Source organism: Kitasatospora phosalacinea, from assembly GCF_000717185.1.
Taxonomy (GTDB): Bacteria; Actinomycetota; Actinomycetes; order Streptomycetales; family Streptomycetaceae; genus Kitasatospora; species Kitasatospora phosalacinea_A.
The window spans coordinates 40925-56585 of sequence record NZ_JNYE01000005.1 but is presented as its reverse complement, the minus strand read 5'-3'; the positions used below and the strand labels follow the sequence as shown (position 1 = coordinate 56585).

Sequence of the window (15661 nt, the reverse complement as noted above, 5' to 3'; positions counted from 1 at the left end):
TCGCCGCCGCGCCGCTCAGGCGCGCGGCTGCTGCTGGGTGATGCAGTGGATTCCGCCGCCGTTGGCGAAGATCTCGCGGGCGTCGACCAGTTCGACGGTCCGGCCCGGGTAGGCCTTCTCCAGGACGGCCTTGGCCTGCTCGTCGCGCGGGTCGTCGAAGGCGCACAGCACGACGACGCCGTTGGCCACGTAGTGGTTGATGTACGAGTAGTCGACCGGCTCGCCGTCCTCGTCGAACAGCACGGTGGGCGCCGGGAGTTCGATCACCTCGAGGGTGCGGCCGCGGGCGTCGGTGGCGGCGCGCAGCAGCTCGGCGAGCTCCTGGCAGACGGCGTGGTCGGGGTGCGCCGGGTCGGGCTGGGAGTGGACGACCACGGTGCCGGGGCGGACGAAGGCGGCGACGATGTCGATGTGGCCGCGGGTGCCGAACTCGTCGTAGTCGCGGGTCAGTCCGCGCGGCAGCCAGATCGCCTTGGTGGTGCCGAGGTGGGCGTGCAGCTCGGCCTCGACCTGCTCGCGGGTCCAGTCGGCGTTGCGGCCCTCGCCGAGCTGCACGGTGTCGGTGACCAGGACGGTGCCCTCGCCGTCGACGTGGATGCCGCCGCCCTCGTTGACCAGCCGGGAGGCGAAGCGCTGCGCGCCGGTCAGTCCGGTGAGGTGCTCGGCGATGTCCTGGTCCTTGTCCCAGCGGGCCCAGGACTGGGCGCCCCAGCCGTTGAACACCCAGTCGGCGGCGGCGAGTTCGCCGCCCGCGCCGATCAGGAAGGACGGGCCGATGTCGCGCATCCAGGCGTCGTTCAGCGGACGTTCGACGAGCTCCACCCCGGGGGCGAGGTAGCGGCGGGCGTCCTCGCCCTCGCCGGTGTTGACCACCAGGGTGACCGGCTCGTACCGGACGATCGTGTTGGCGACCTCGGCCCAGGCGCGGCGGGCGGCGTCCAGCTGCTCGGCGCCGTCGAAGGTCGGGTTGGCGGTGGGGAAGGCCATCCAGGTGCGCTCGTGCGGGTGCCACTCGGCGGGCATCCGGAAGCCGAGCGAGGCGGGGGTGGGGGAGTTGCTCATGAGGGTGAAGTCCTAAGCGGGGGTAGGGCGTTCTTCGGTCTGGCGTTCTTCGGGCGCAGGGGTCAGAGGAAGTAGAGGCGGCTGAGCGAGACCGAGTCGGCGGGCGCCGAGCGCAGCGGTTCGCCGTCCAGCGAGACCAGCCCGGTCTCGGAGACGTCGACCCGGCCGGTCCGGCCGTTGCGCAGCATCGAGCGCGGCCCGATGCCGCGGGTGCCGCGCACGCCCACCCGCCGCCTGCGGGTGGGGAGTTGGTCGGCGGCCACGTCCAAGTAGGCGGAGTCGGCGGCGGCCTGGGCGACGAACGCCACCGAGAGGTCCGCGGCGGTGGCCCCGTGCGCGCCGAACTGCGGCCCCAGGACGAGGGGTTCGCAGCGGTCGGTGGAGGCGTTCGGGTCGCCGACCACGCCGTACGCGGGGAACCCGGCCTTCAGCACCAGCTGCGGCTTGGCGCCGAAGTGGTCGGGGCGCCACAGCACGACGTCGGCCAGCTTGCCGACCTCCAGCGAGCCGATCTCGTGCGAGAGGCCGTGCGCGATCGCCGGGTTGATCGTCAGCTTGGCGATGTAGCGCAGCACCCGCTCGTTGTCGTCGCCGCCCTCGGCCGTCCCGTACGAGCCGGTGCCGTCGAGCGGGCCGAGTTCGGCCTTCATCTTCCCGGCCATCGCGAAGGTGCGGCGCACCGTCTCGCCCGCCCGGCCCATGCCCTGGGCGTCGGAGGAGGTGATGCCGATGACGCCCAGGTCGTGCAGCACGTCCTCGGCGCCCATCGTCCCGGCCCGGATCCGGTCGCGGGCCATCGCGGCGTCGCCGGGCAGGTCGGGCTTGAGGTCGTGGGCGGAGACGATCATGTCGTAGTGCTCGCCCAGCGCGTCCCGCCCGAACGGGAGGGTCGGGTTGGTGGAGGAGCCGATGACGTTCTCCACGCCCGCCATCTTCAGCACGTTCGGCACGTGGCCGCCGCCGCAGCCCTCGATGTGGAAGGCGTGGATCGTGCGGCCCTCCAGCACCGCGAGGGTGTCCTCCACCGACAGGCACTCGTTCAACCCGTCGGTGTGCAGGGCCACCTGGACGTCGTACTCCTCGGCGACCCGCAGCGCGGTGTCCAGCGCCCGGGTGTGCGCGCCCATGTCCTCGTGCACCTTGAAGCCGGAGGCGCCGCCCTCGGCCAGCGCCTCCACCAGCGGGGCCGGGTCGGAGGACGAACCGCGGCCCAGGAAGCCGATGTTGACCGGCCAGGCGTCGAAGGCGTTGAACGCGTGCCGCAGCGCCCACGGCGAGTTGACGCCCACGCCCCAGACCGGGCCGAACTCCTGGCCGATGATCGTGGTCACGCCGGAGGCCAGCGAGGCCTCCATGATCCGCGGCGAGAGCAGGTGCACGTGGGTGTCGACGGCGCCCGCGGTGGCGATCAGGCCCTCGCCGGAGACGATGGTGGTGCCGGTGCCGACCACCACCTCCACCCCGTCCAGGGTGTCCGGGTTGCCCGCCCGGCCGATGGAGGCGATCCGGCCCGCCCGGATGCCGATCGAGGTCTTCCGGACGCCGAGCACCGCGTCGATCACCAGCACGTTGGAGATCACCACGTCGCAGGTCTCGCGGACCGCGGCGGGCTTCAGGTGCAGCCCGTCCCGGGCGGTCTTGCCGAAGCCGGCCAGGAACTCGTCGCCCGGGGCCTGCGAGTCCGACTCGACCCGGACGATCAGCCCGGAGTCGCCGAGCCGGACCCGGTCGCCCGCGCGCGGGCCGTGCACCGAGATGTAGTCGTGCGGGGTGATGGCGCTCATGCGAGGTCCTTCCGGGGGGTCTCGGGGGCGGTCACGGGGGCGGTCACCGGGTCGGCCCGGTGCCGTCGTGCTCCGTGTACTCCGTCAGGTAGCCCGTCGCCCGGGCCTTCGCCAGCGCCGCCTCCTTCGCGCCCGGCGCGTCCAGCGGGCCGTCCACCAGCCCGGCGAACCCGATCGCCACCCGGGCCCCGCCGATCGGCACCAGGCCCACCTCGACCGTCGCGCCCGGGTCGAAGCGCACCGAGGAGCCGGCCGGCACCGCGAGGTGCGTGCCGTACGCGGCGGCCCGGTCGAAGGCCAGGCGCGGGTTGGACTCGAAGAAGTGGAAGTGCGAGGTCACCGAGACCGGTACCGCGGCGGTGTTGCGCACCGGCAGCACCAGCGCCTCCTCCACCGGGTCGTACCCGGCCCCGGCGCCCGGCAGCGCCGCGCCCGGGGCGTCCGTGCCGAGCGAACCCGCGCCGCGGAACGGGTCGGTGACCACGGCCAGCCGCGTCCCGTCCTCGAACACCGCCTCCACCTGCACCACCGTCACCACGTCGGCGACCCCGGGCAGCACCTCGTCGGCGCCCAGCACGCCGCGCCCGGCCTCGATCGCCTCGGCCAGGCGCCGCCCGTCGCGGGCCGCCTCGCAGACGGTGTCCGCGATCAGCGCGGTCGCCTCGGGGACGTTCAGCCGCAGGCCCCGCGCGCGCCGGGCGCGGGCCAGCTCGGCCGCGGTGAAGATCAGCAGCCGGTCCCGTTCGGTGGGGGTCAGTCGCACGGTGCCTCGCTCAGCGGGGGTCGCGGGGTGGGTGGAGCAGGGTCGGTACAGATGTTAGAACGCCGTTCAAAACTTAGCACCGCCGACACTCCCGACAAGGGGAGGGGGCGCCCCCCTCCGGGGGCCCGCCGCCGTTCTGCTTCGCCCGCCGAGGGGTTTTCCGTTGGTGGAGTGGGCAAGAGGAATGCGAGAAGCGGCCGTCGGCCCGGTGGGGGAGCGGGGCGGCCGTCCCGGAACTACGGCGGGGGCGTACGAGGTTGATGGACGGTCAGTCAAGGTTTCCGCGGCAGCGGTCGGCCTCGTGGCGGGAGGGGGCCGAGCACCGGGGGCCGGCGCAGGGCGCGCCGGTGGCCCACCAGCCCGGGTGCGCACTGCACCGCCGCCTGCACGCCTCGCTGGACGCGGCGGACCTCCCGGCGGTGGCCGCCGTCCGCCGCAGGCTGCGGGCAGCGCTGGAGCACTGGGGCGTCGCGCCCGAGCTGGCCGACACCGCGGAACTCCTCGCCTCCGAGCTGGTCACGAACGCGCTGGTGCACACCGGCCGCGGCGCGGTGTTCGACGCGGTGCTGACCGAGGCGTCCCGCCTGCGGGTCGAGGTGCAGGACGGCGCCGCCCAGGCGCCCGCCCGGCGGGCCGCCGCCGCCGAGACGGCCACCTCGGGGCGGGGGCTGATGCTGGTCGAGGCGCTGGCGGACGACTGGGGCGTGCAGTTGCGGGCGGACGGGAAGACCACCTGGTTCGAGCTCTCCGCGGCCTGAGCCGGACCCGGGTCGGGCCTGAGCCGGGCCCGAGCCGGGCCCGAGCCGGGCCCGAGCCGGAAAGGTGCGGGCGGGGTGGTCGCCGGGCTCCCCGGTCGGTGAATATGCCAGTGGCGATCGTGTGCGATCCGTGCCGTTCGGCCCACCGGCATTGCCGCATTGCCGAACATACGAGAGGCTAGTGAGAATGTGTGCCAGGAGGCACACCCAACCATCGCGGTCCGGCCGGCCCAGCAGGGGACACGGACAACCACCGGCCGCCAGGCAAGGCACCGGCAGGAGAAGCATGGCCACAGAGCCCGAGGCGCCTGGGCCCGCCCGCCGCACCCCGCCCGCCCAGGCCACCAGGAACGAGACCACCGTGCACCCGCTGCGCACCGCCGTCGGCCCCGCGGCCGGCCGGACCGTGCCGCCGCCGTCCGGCCGCGGCCTGCCCACCCGCACCGGCGACTCCAGCCCCGAGTGGCTCGAACCGGCGATGGCCGCCAACGGCATCGGCTCCTTCGACTGGGACATCCGCCGCGACGTCCTGGTCGGCGACCAGCGGGCCTGCACCATCCTCGGGCTGGTCGGCCAGGTCTTCGACCGCACCTCCGCCTCCTTCCTGGCGCTGCTCCACCCCGAGGACGCGCCGGTGGTGCGCCGCCGGGTCGAGCGGGCCGTCGCCGAGCTCGGCCAGTGCGGCGCCTACTACCGCACCGTCTTCCCGAACGGCGAACTGCACGCCGTGCGCTTCCGCGGCCGGGTCCTCGCCGACGCCTTCGGCCGCCCCTCCCGGATGGTCGGCTTCGTCTGGGACGCCACCGTCGAACTGCACAAGCGCGAGCGCGCCGACGAACAGGCCCTGCTGCGCGAGGAGCGCTCCCGCTTCATCAAGGAGGCCGCCCGGGCGCTCTCCGAGGCCGTCACCGTCCGCGACGTCGCCCGGGTCTTCACCGAACTCCCGCTGCCCGGCCTCGGCCCCGAGGGCCTCGCGCTGGCCTCGCTGGAGGCCGGACGGATCGCGCTGCTCGGCTCCAGCGGCTACCACAGCGGGCTCAGCGACCGGTTCGACCGCATCCCGCTCGCCCCCACCCACCCCGCCGCCGAGGCGATCCGGCAGCGCGCCCCGATCTTCGTCTCCAGCCGCGAGGAGTACCGCGAGCGCTACCCCGCGGCCTGGGACTGGGCCGAGGAGAGCGGCCGTTCCTCCTGGGCGTTCCTCCCGCTGGTCGCCAGCGGCCGCCCCACCGGCATCTGCGTGGTCTCCTTCGACGACGCCCGCGAGCTCGACGCCGACGAGCGCACCCTGCTCTCCACCCTCGGCGGGCTGGTCGCCCAGTCCCTCGCCCGGGCCCGCCTGCACGACGCCGAGCACGAACTCGCCGCCGGGCTCCAGCGCGTCATGCTGCCCCGCACCGTCCCCGCCGTCCCCGGCGTCAGCACCGCCGTCCGCTACCTCGCCGCCGGGTCCGGCCTCCAGATCGGCGGCGACTGGTACGACGTCGTCCCGCTGCCCGGCGGCCACGTCGGCCTGGTCATCGGCGACGTCCAGGGCCACGACGTGCACGCCGCGGGCATCATGGGCCAGCTCCGGATCGCCCTGCGCGCCTACGCCGCCGAGGGCCACCCGCCCGCCGCCGTGATGGCCCGCGCCTCCCGCTTCCTCGCCGACCTCGACACCGACCACTTCGCCACCTGCACCTACGCCGAGGTCAACGTCGACTACGGCGTGGTCTACGCCGTCCGGGCCGGACACCTCGACCCCGTGGTGCGGCGCGCCGACGGCACCGCGCACCCCGTACCCGTCTCCGGCGGCCTGCCGCTGGGCGTCGACCCCGACGAGGAGTACCGGGTCACCCGGTTCAGCCTCGACCCCGGCGAGACCGTCGTCCTCTGCACCGACGGACTCGTCGAAGCCCGCGACATGGACCTCGACACCGGGTTCGCCCGGCTCTGCGCGACCGTCTCCGGCGAACTCCCCGGCATCGACGAGTCCCCCCGCGAACCGCTGGAGGAACTCGCCGACCGGATCGCCACCCAGGCCTCCGACAGCGAGCGCGAGGACGACATCGCGCTGCTGCTGCTCCGCTGGGACGGCCCCGCGGGCGGACGCGCCGCGCAGCAGCTCCGCCGCCGGATCGGCCAGGCCGACCTGGCCCGGATCTCCGAACTGCGCGGCGAACTCCGGGACGCGCTGCGGCGCTGGGGCGTGCCCGACCTCATCGACACCGCCGAGCTGCTCTCCTCCGAACTCGTCACCAACGCGATCCGGCACACCGACCGCGACGCGATGTTCACCGCCCGCCTCTACCAGGAGAACGGCCGGGCCCGCCTCCGGGTCGAGGTCGAGGACGAGTCCGACCTGTGGCCCACCCGCCGCACCCCCGGCGAACAGGCGTCCTCCGGCCGCGGCCTGATGCTGGTCGAGGCGCTCGCCGACACCTGGGGCGTGGAGCCCCGGGGGAGCGGCAAGCGGATGTGGTTCGAGCTCAGCAGCTGAGAGGCGGCCCCGTCAGGGGGCCGGGGCTGCGGGTGGTGCACTGCCGTTGCTCCGGGTTCTGTTGCGGCGGCCCGAAGCAGCACGGACCTTCGATGGGCTCCGGCCGTCAGCAGCTCGGACTCGCCGTTCCCCGAGCCCCTGATCGCGCGTCCCGCCGTTCTCCCCGAGCCCCCGACGGGGCCCGCTGTCAGCCGAACTGCTGCTCCAGGTCCTTGAGTTTCTGCTCCAGGGAGTCGAGCCGCGGCAGCGTCACGGTGTCCTCGTCGGGGGTGAGGTCGATGCTGCGGTGCGGGGTCGGGGTCGCGGGGAGGCCGGTCGGGGCCGCTATGGCGGGCTCCGTCGGGGCGGTGGGGGCCGCGGGGGCGGCCGGTTCGAGTTGGCGGGCGGTGCGGTGGCGCCAGCCGCTGCCGGGCTGGCGGCCGATCGCGCGGATCTCGGCGCGTTCGTGGCGGGAGGCCATCCGGCGGCGCTCGCGGTCCTCGGCGGCGGTCCGCTTGTCGTCGCGGACCTCCTCGACCGCCTCGTCCAGGGTGCGGACGCCCTCCAGCAGCATCAGCGACCAGGCCGCGTACGTCTCGCGCGGGGCGCGCAGCCAGCGGACCACCCGGATCTGCGGGAGCGGGCGGGGGACGAGCCCCTGCTCGCGGAGGGCGGCGACCCGGGTCTGCTTCAGGGCCCGGTCGAACAGCACCGCCGCGGAGAGCGACATCCCGGCGAAGAACTGCGGGGCGCCGTCGTGCCCGAGGCCGCGCGGGGCGTGCACCCAGTTGAACCAGGCGGACGCGGCCGCGAACAGCCACACCAGCATGCGGGAGCCGAGCGCCGCGTCGCCGTGGCTGGCCTCGCGGACGGCGAGCACGGAGCAGAACATCGCCGCGCCGTCCAGGCCGAACGGGACGAGGTACTCCCAGCCGCCGGAGAGCCCCAGGTTCTGGACGCCGAAGCCGACCAGCCCGTGGAAGGAGAGCGCGGCGGCGACCCCGGCGCAGCAGAAGAGCAGCAGGTAGGAGGCCCCGCCGTAGAGCGACTCGGCGCGGCGGCGGCGTTCCTCGGCGCGCTCCCAGGAGGAGTCCGGGCCGCTGCCGGCGACGGTGGCGGAGCCGGCCCGGCCGCGGGCGAAGGCGAGCAGGGCGATGACGGCCACCAGGGCGGCCGTACCGGCGACGGCCCAGCCCAGCGGTATGTCCGACAGTCTCATGACCTGTTCCAGCCTCGCTTTCCGCGTCGTGATGGCGGGGACCATCATGGCGGAGAAATTCGGCGATCAAGGCAGGATCGGGTTCATTACCCCATTAGGGGGGAATTTCCGGCGAGGAATGGAAATACCGTCGGATCGTCAGGGTTATTTGGCGCGCGGGCAGCTGACGCACAGCTCGGCCGGGCGGACGGTGTAGTACAGGCAGCAGCTGACCCTGGTCCGGGCCAGGGCGCCGTCCTGCTCGCGGAAGCCGGGCGTGCCCACGAACGGGGCCGAGGACGCGTCGCCGGTCAGCAGCGCGTCGAGCGCGGCCACCGCCGGGGGCTCCGCGCCGAGCAGGCCCGCCGCGTACCAGAGGGCGTCCACCACGTCGTCGGTGACCAGCGCCCACAGGGTGCGCGGGCCGCGGCGGACCAGGGGGCGGAAGGCGTCCAGGACGGGCGCGAAGTGCTCGGCGAGCGCGGTGCGCAGGGCCGCGTCGAGCGCCGGGCGGTCGGGGACGACCAGGGCGTCCGGGCGGTCGGCGGCCGGGTCGTCGGGCAGGCAGTGGAAGCCGGCCGGGCGGGCGGTGAGCTCGCCGGTGGTGCGGTTGATCGAGACCCGGGACGGCGGGAGCAGCGGGACGCGGGACTCCAGCAGCCAGGGCAGGGTGAAGGCTAGCGAGACCGGCCAGGCGTAGCGGTGCAGGCTGAACCCGGCGGTGACGTCCGGCCGGGTCGGGGCGCCGTACAGGTCCAGGCCCAGGCGCTCGTCGAAGGCGACCATCGCCTCCAGCGCGGCCGCGTCCCCGGCCAGGGCCGCGGCGGTGGTCCAGCCGGGGCCGGTGCGCGGGGCGGCGTGGTGGATCCGCAGGTCCGGGAAGGCCCGGGCGAGGGCCAGCCAGCTGCCCCGGCAGGGCAGGGCGTCGAGGAACCGGGCGGGGGACTGCTCGACCTGGTAGGTGGTCACGCGGGCTCCCTGGGTGGTGCTCCCGGGGGCGGGCCCGGGCACGGCGAGGTGGACCTGCCCGGACTGCTGCTCGCCCCGGGCAGGTAAGGCTCACCTTAGCTGATGCCGCGTCGCAGGTCGCGCCGCCCGCCGCCGTCCGGGGGTCCCGGCTGCGCCGGGACCTGCGCCAACCGCCTCGCCAGCCACACCGGCACCCCGCCGAGCGCCTGCACCAGCCGGGCCGCCTCCGCCCGCAGCCGCTCCGCCTCGGCCGGCTCCGACACCTCCGCCAGCGAGGCCAGCGCCGGGGCCACCCCCACCGTGAAGCCCAGCTCCTCGCGCAGCCGCAGCGAGGCCGCGAAGCCGGCCCGGGCCCGCTCCCGGTCGCCCTCCGCCCGGGCCAGGCCCGCCAGGTGGCGCCAGGTCGAGGAGCGCAGCAGCTCGTCCCCGCGCTCCTTGGCCCCCTCGTGCGCCCGGGCGTACGCGCTGTGCGCCGCCGCCGGGTCGTGCAGCAGGTTCTCCGCGACCAGCCCGCGCCGGAAGTCCAGCAGCGGACGGCCCGGCGCCCGCGGCGCCAGCAGCGCCGAGGTCCGCCCCAGCGCGGCCTGCGCCTCGTCCAGCCGGTCCCGGCGACCCAGCACGCTCGCCACGTACGCCAGGAACCCGCGCGCGCAGGACGCCGCCGCGCGCGCCTCGATGCCCGCGACCGACGCCTCCGCCTGGCGCAGCGCGTCCTCCGCGCGCTCCCAGTGGTCCGCGGTGAACAGGCACTGCTCGATCAGGAGCTCCGCGCGCTGGAGCGCCGCCGTCGGGTCCCGCCCGGCCTGCGGGCGGAGCAGGTCCGCGGCCTCCTGCCAGCAGCCGCGCGACCTCAGCCGCCAGACGACGTCCGCCATGCCCCCCGGGGCAGTCCCGTGCACCGACAACGCCACCTCCTTGTGCGCGCCATGCAACGACCCGCCGGCCTCCCCAAGGGCCCGCTTCGTGGCGGCAATTCAACACGCGCGGGAGCTTGTGCACCAGATCACGAGCGCGAGGAAATCCGGAACGGCCCGATCCGGACGGTGGCGCGGGGGCGGGGCGTCAGAACGTCCAGCCGGTCTCCATCAGGGCCTCCGCGGCCCCGTTCGACGGCTGCGGGATGCCCGCCGCGTCCAGCGTGAACAGCGCCACCAGCAGTTGCTCGCCGCGCACCACGGTCTGCCGGGAGTACCCGGAGACGGTGAACATCGCCGCCGCGACGTCCTCGCCGTGGAGCGTTTCCAGCCACAGGCACTCCACCTCCTTCACGTCGGCGGGCTCCGTCCAGGTGTCCACCCGGGCCACGATCCGGCTCCCCAGCAGCGTGGTCGAGTCGCGCTCCTGGCCCGGCGTCAGCTCCAGGTCGTGGAAGCCCAGCCACTGCAGGTACCGGGCCGCCGTCAGCACCGCGTCCTGCGGGGTGCGCACCGGCTGCGGGCGGAACGGCGGCCGCAGCGCCCGGGCCGCCCCCGAACCGGCCGCCAACGGGCCCGCCGACCCGGCCGGCGGCACCGCCGTGGTGTACGGGCGGGCGCTCTCCACCGGACGCGCCGAGCGCGGCCCGGCGCTCTGCAGCCGCGGCACCCGGTCCACCGGGAGCCGCACCGTCGCCCCGCAGTCGCAGGTGAACTCCGGCTGCGGCCACTGGTCGCTGCGCCCGCAGTGCGGACAGCGCATGTTCAGCCAGGAGTCCTCCCAGGACCGGAACCGCACCTGCACCGGCACCCCGCCGCGCAGCAGCGGCACCCGCAGCTGCGCCCCGCACGGGCACGGCAGGCTCGGCGGCTCGTACCGGTGCTCGGCCCGGCAGGCCGGGCAGCGCACCTGGCTGGCCCCCGACGGCGAACCGGGCGGGAAGCCCGTCGGGGCCGTGGCGTCGGTGGCGTCGGCGGCGTCCTCGGGCAGCGGCATGGTGGTCACCGTCCGTTCGGATCGGGTGGGAGGGGAGTCTCCATCCTGGCCGATCGGCGCCCCGCCCGGTACGGAATGAGGGATTCCTCCAGCGGAGTTGAGGTGGGGGAAAGGTGCGCGAACGGTTGCGCGCCGGGGGCGCACGCGGCCACCGTCAGCGCCGCGCCCCCGATCGTACGGTGCGCAGGGCGTCGCCGACCGCGACGGAGCGGTCGCCGACCGGGCAGGTCCGGCCGCCGATGGCCGGCCGCCGATGGCCGACGGCCGGTCGACTTCCCTTCGGCAGCCGGACCGTGTCGGCCAACTTCCTTCGTGTGCAAGGCTGTTCACCGCGCACCGGTGCCATGCTCGCGGGCACGGCGACGCAGCACGGCCCCGGAGCGATGCACCGGTGCGGGCTCGGCGCGGACCGGCGGCGCAGCTGCGAGGAGGGCACCGGCGGCCCGCGGGCCCCGGACGAGGCGGTCGAACTCGGCCGCGCCGCCACCGCCGGACCCCCGCCCGGAACGCTCGACGCCCACCGCAACCCGTGCGGCGCCCTGCTGGCGCTGTACGAGGGTGCTGCCGTGAGCCTGCTGGTGGAGAGGGCGATTGACGGTCCGTCAGGCTGCCTGATCCATAACGGAGTTCACGCGATGTTCACGGCCGACCGGGCCCGCCCCCGGGTGGTTCGACTCCCCAGCGGGCCAGGTCCGCCGGGGTGTCCAGGTCGTCCGGGACGGCCGCGTCCGTGCAGTCCACCAGGGTCACCGGACGGCTCGCCAGCAGGGCCCGGGCCCCCGCGTCACCGCTCGCGGTGGCGAGCAGGAACGGGAAGTGCGCGGCGCCGATCAGCACCGGGTGCGCCCGGCGCCCGGCGTAGGCGCACGAGGCCAGGTCCGTGCGCCCGGCGTGCGCGGCCAGCAGGCGGCGGACCGCCTCCGCCGTGACGCCCGGGGTGTCGACCAGTAGCACCAGCACCGCGCTCGCCCCCGGCGGCAGCGCGGCCAGGCCCGCGCGCAGCGAGGACGCCATGCCCGTCCGCCAGTCCGGATTGTCGACGAGTCGACAGTCGCCGGTGTCCACCCCGTCCCGGACCCCGGCCCGCACCTCGGCCGCCGCCGCCCCCAGCACCGCCACCGCCCCGGCGCAGCCGCCCTCCGCGGCCACCGCCAGCGCGTGCTCCAGCAGCGTCCGCCCCCGGTAGCGCAGCAGCGCCTTCGGCCGCCCGCCCAGCCGGGAACCGCCACCGGCCGCCAGCACCAGGGCGGGCACCCGCAGCCGGGCCGTGCCCGTGCCTGCCTCCGTGCCCGTGCCCGTGCCCGTGCCGTCAGTCATGGCGCCAAGTCTGCCCCCGCGTCCCGCCCCGCCGCCTTGGACGATCCGACAGGCCGTCCCCGCCACCCGTCCGCCGCTCCCGGCCGTTCCGTCCCTGGACCGCGCCCCGGCCGCACCCGTTCACTGGCCCCATGCCACCGCGCACCACAGACACCCTCACGGACGCCCCCGCAACCACCCCCGCAGCCGCCTCCGCAACCGCCTCCGCCGGGGCCCCCGCAGCCGCCTCCGCCGAGGCCCCCGCGCCGCTGGTCGACCGCCACGGCCGGGTCCACACCGACCTGCGGATCTCCCTCACCGACCGGTGCAACCTGCGCTGCACCTACTGCATGCCCGCCGAGGGGCTCGACTGGCTGCCGCGCGACCAGGCCCTCACCGACGCGGAACTGCTGCGCCTGGCCCGGATCGCCGTCCACCGCCTCGGCATCCGCACCCTGCGCCTCACCGGCGGCGAGCCCCTGCTGCGCCGCGGGCTGCCCGACCTGGTCGCCCGGCTCGCCGCCCTCGGACCGGAACTCTCGCTCACCACCAACGGCATCGGACTCGCCCGCCGCGCAACCGAGTTGAAGCAGGCCGGACTGCACCGGGTGAACGTCAGCCTGGACACCCTGCGCCCCGAGCGGTACGCGGCGCTCCCCCGCCGCGACCGGCTCGCCGACGTCCTGGCCGGGCTGGCCGCCGCCAAGGACGCCGGGCTGGCCCCGGTGAAGGTCAACGCGGTGCCGGTGCGCGGCGTGAACGAGGACGAACTCGTCGACCTGGTCGAGTTCGCCGTCGACGGCGGCTACCGGATGCGCTTCATCGAATCCATGCCGCTGGACGCCCAGGGCGCCTGGGACCGGGCCGCGATGGTCACCGCCGACGAGATCCTCGCCGCCCTCGCCGCCCGCTGGACCCTCGTCCCGGTCGGACGCCACGGCAACGCCCCCGCCGAGGAGTGGCGGCTGTCCGGCACCGACCACGTGGTCGGCGTGATCGCCTCCGTCACCCGCCCGTTCTGCGGCGGCTGCGACCGCGTCCGGCTCACTGCCGACGGCCAACTGCGCAACTGCCTGTTCGCCACCGAGGAGTCCGACCTGCGGGCCCTGCTGCGCGACGGCGCCGACGACGACCGGATCGAACGGGCCTGGCGCGCCTGCGTCTCCCGCAAGGGCCCCGGACACCGGATCGGCGACACCGACTTCGTCCGGCCGGACCGGCCGATGTCCGCGATCGGCGGCTGAGCCGCCGACGGCGCACCGGGCCCCGGGCGGGCTCCAGGCGCCGGGCGGGCTCCAGGCGCCGGGCGGGTCCCGGGGGGCCGGTCGGGTGACGGCGGGGCGGCCCCGGGCCGTGTCGGGCCGTCCGGGGCGGGCGCGCTGCCTAGCGTCGGGCCGGAACGGGTGTCCGGGGAAGGCGGGACGGCGATGCGGCGGAGCGTGACGGCGATCTGGGCGGTCCTGGTGCTGCTGGCCACCGGCTGGTGCGCGACGGCCGGGGCGGTGCCGCCGCAGGCGCCGTTCTCGGCGTACCAGTACGGCACCGACGGCTGCCTGGAGGTGGGCGTCCGCGACGGCCAGCCCAAACCGTACGCCGCGCCCGCCGGGTACGACCCGACGGCCGGGTACCCCGCCTTCGGCTACGACCCGGCCGCGCTCGGGTTCACCGCCACCGGCGGCACCAACGCCTGCCGGTACCGGTTCTACGACAAGAACCCGCGCACCGACCCGGGCGCCGTGGTCATCGCCACCGGCTACTGCGTGCAGTACGCCGCGGGCCAGCTCTCCGGCACCGGCTACGACCCGCAGGACGCCGCGCCCGTCCGCGACGCCGGGTACGTCCGGCGGATCCTCGCCGCGTACTGGCCCAACAGCGACCTGCCCACCGTGCCCGGCGCCGCCAACCCCACGGTGGCCAACCGGCAGCGCTCCGGGGCCGTCGCGATGGCGATCCACTGGTTCACCGACGGCATCGCGATGCCGCCCGACTACCAGGTGCCCGCGCTGTACGACTCGGTCAAGCAGGTCGTCGACGGAGCCCTCGCCGCCGGGCCGCTGCCCGCCCCCGCCGACCCGACCCCGGCCCTCGACGGGCCCGCGGGCGGCGACGCGCAGCAACTGGTCGGGCCGTACACCGTCGGCGCGAACGCGCTCGGGCCGGTCACCGTCCGGATCGACGGCGCGGGCGTCGACGCGTACACCGACGCCGCCGGGACGGTGCCCTTCACCAGCGGCGACACCCTCCCGCCCGGCGGACGGCTGTGGCTGCGCGGGCCCGCCGGACAGGTCGTGCTGCACGCCGAGGGGCCCGTGCAGGCCGCCATCGGGACGTACATGGCCGGCGACCCCGCGGCGCGGGTGCAGTCGATGATGCTCGCCACCGCCGTGCCGCTGAACGGGAAGTCCGAACGGACCCTGACCCTGGTGCCCGGAGACCCGCCGCGCCTCACCAGCCAGGTCTCCGCGGCCGTGCTCACCAGCGGCGCCCCCGTCTCCGACGCCTTCGACGTCACCGGCCTGCGCGGACCCGCCACGCTCACCGCGACGCTGTACGGGCCGCTGCCCGTCCCCGGCACCGGCGACTGCGCCCGGGCCGACTGGGACGGCCCCGCGGTGCCCGTCGACGCCGTCTACGACCCCGTCCCGCTCACCGGCGACGGCCGGGCCGTCCTTCCCGAGCGGGCCACCGGCACCACCGGCTGCTTCTCCTTCGGCGCCCGGCTGCAACCCGGGGGCGCCGCTCCCGTCGACCTCCCGCCCGGGGACCCGGCCGAGACCTTCCGCGTCGACCCGCGCGACGTACCGCCCGTCCTGACCCTCACCACCCGGGCCTCGGCGAGCACCCTCCCGGTCGGCCGGGAGGTCACCGACACCCTCACCGTCACCGGCATCACCCCCGGCCGCACCGTCCACCTCGAACCCACCCTGTACGGCCCGCTGGCCCCCGCCCGGGACGGCAGCTGCGCCGGGCTCGACTGGACCGCCCCCGACCTCCCCGTCACCGCCCGCCTCGCCCCGCACGACCTCACCGCCGACGGCTCCGTCACCACCGAGGCGGTGCGACTCGAACGGGACGGGTGCTACAGCTTCGGGACGGTGATGACGCACGACGTGCTGACGGGCGGGCAGGAGCCGGTCGAACACGGCCTGGGGGACCCGGCGGAGACCTTCCTGGCGGAGGCCGCACCCAGCCCGTCGCCGTCGCCGTCGCCCTCGTCCTCGCCGAGTGCGTCCGCGTCCCCCTCCGGGAGCGCGACGCCCGGGCCGGTGCCGCCGCTGCCCGACACCGGGGCGGACGGGGTCGGGCCGGTGCTGATCGGCACGGCAGCGCTGCTGGTGCTGGGGGCGACCGCGCTGGCCGTCACCCGGCGCAGGTGAGCACGCCTCCCGGGCGGTGAACCGCGAACGCCCGGAACGGCGGGTGCGGCGTAGGATCGCCGGGCGCTCGTCGGACAGCGGG

General features: G+C 75.9%; 12 protein-coding genes. 4 read left to right on the top strand and 8 right to left on the bottom strand.

Going from position 1 to position 15661, the window contains the following annotated elements:
• Positions 1-15: 15 nt before the first annotated feature.
• The 3 genes from OO57_RS03500 to ureA all read right to left on the bottom strand — a co-directional run bounded on the left by OO57_RS03500 (position 16) and on the right by ureA (position 3609).
• Positions 16-1062: an agmatine deiminase family protein gene (locus tag OO57_RS03500; RefSeq protein ID WP_033250760.1), complete on the bottom strand. Its 1047-nt coding sequence runs from the start codon at positions 1060-1062 to the stop codon at positions 16-18.
• A 62-nt stretch (positions 1063-1124) separates the two neighbouring features.
• Positions 1125-2846, bottom strand: a complete 1722-nt coding sequence (locus tag OO57_RS03495; RefSeq protein ID WP_033250759.1) for an urease subunit alpha — start codon at positions 2844-2846, stop codon at positions 1125-1127.
• A 43-nt stretch (positions 2847-2889) separates the two neighbouring features.
• Complete coding sequence (ureA, locus tag OO57_RS03490) at positions 2890-3609, bottom strand: urease subunit gamma (protein ID WP_033250758.1); 720 nt, start codon at positions 3607-3609, stop codon at positions 2890-2892.
• 347 nt (positions 3610-3956) lie between these two features.
• Here ureA and OO57_RS03485 point away from each other — a divergent pair, with 347 nt between their 5' ends.
• Together OO57_RS03485 and OO57_RS03480 are read left to right on the top strand one after the other, a co-directional pair.
• Positions 3957-4367, top strand: a complete 411-nt coding sequence (locus OO57_RS03485; RefSeq protein WP_051776480.1) for an ATP-binding protein — start codon at positions 3957-3959, stop codon at positions 4365-4367.
• A gap of 286 nt (positions 4368-4653) precedes the next feature.
• Positions 4654-6849 (top strand): SpoIIE family protein phosphatase, encoded by a 2196-nt coding sequence (locus OO57_RS03480; RefSeq protein WP_158715009.1) that lies wholly within the window; start codon positions 4654-4656, stop codon positions 6847-6849.
• 187 nt (positions 6850-7036) lie between these two features.
• Here OO57_RS03480 and OO57_RS03475 read toward each other — a convergent pair whose 3' ends face one another.
• From OO57_RS03475 to OO57_RS03455, 5 genes are all read right to left on the bottom strand, one after another.
• Complete coding sequence (locus OO57_RS03475) at positions 7037-8047, bottom strand: DUF2637 domain-containing protein (RefSeq protein ID WP_033250757.1); 1011 nt, start codon at positions 8045-8047, stop codon at positions 7037-7039.
• 144 nt (positions 8048-8191) lie between these two features.
• A complete protein-coding gene (locus OO57_RS46650; RefSeq protein ID WP_081973431.1) occupies positions 8192-8995 on the bottom strand; it encodes a (2Fe-2S)-binding protein in 804 nt (267 codons plus the stop codon).
• A 95-nt stretch (positions 8996-9090) separates the two neighbouring features.
• Positions 9091-9870: a hypothetical protein gene (locus OO57_RS03465; RefSeq protein ID WP_051776479.1), complete on the bottom strand. Its 780-nt coding sequence runs from the start codon at positions 9868-9870 to the stop codon at positions 9091-9093.
• Positions 9871-10057: 187 nt separating this feature from the next.
• Positions 10058-10906, bottom strand: coding sequence for a hypothetical protein (locus OO57_RS42170; RefSeq protein ID WP_234337211.1), 849 nt, complete (start codon positions 10904-10906; stop codon positions 10058-10060).
• A gap of 639 nt (positions 10907-11545) precedes the next feature.
• Entirely contained in the window at positions 11546-12223 is a 678-nt protein-coding gene (locus tag OO57_RS03455) for a nucleotidyltransferase family protein (RefSeq protein ID WP_051776477.1), read from the bottom strand.
• Between the two features lie 131 nt (positions 12224-12354).
• Here OO57_RS03455 and moaA point away from each other — a divergent pair, with 131 nt between their 5' ends.
• Together moaA and OO57_RS39080 are read left to right on the top strand one after the other, a co-directional pair.
• Positions 12355-13446 carry a GTP 3',8-cyclase MoaA gene (gene moaA, locus OO57_RS03450; protein WP_081973428.1) on the top strand — a complete coding sequence of 364 codons (1092 nt, stop codon included), beginning with the start codon at positions 12355-12357 and terminating at the stop codon, positions 13444-13446.
• A gap of 183 nt (positions 13447-13629) precedes the next feature.
• On the top strand, positions 13630-15579 hold the full coding sequence (locus OO57_RS39080) for a thioester domain-containing protein (protein ID WP_051776475.1): 1950 nt from the start codon (positions 13630-13632) through the stop codon (positions 15577-15579).
• The last annotated feature ends 82 nt before the right edge of the window (positions 15580-15661 follow it).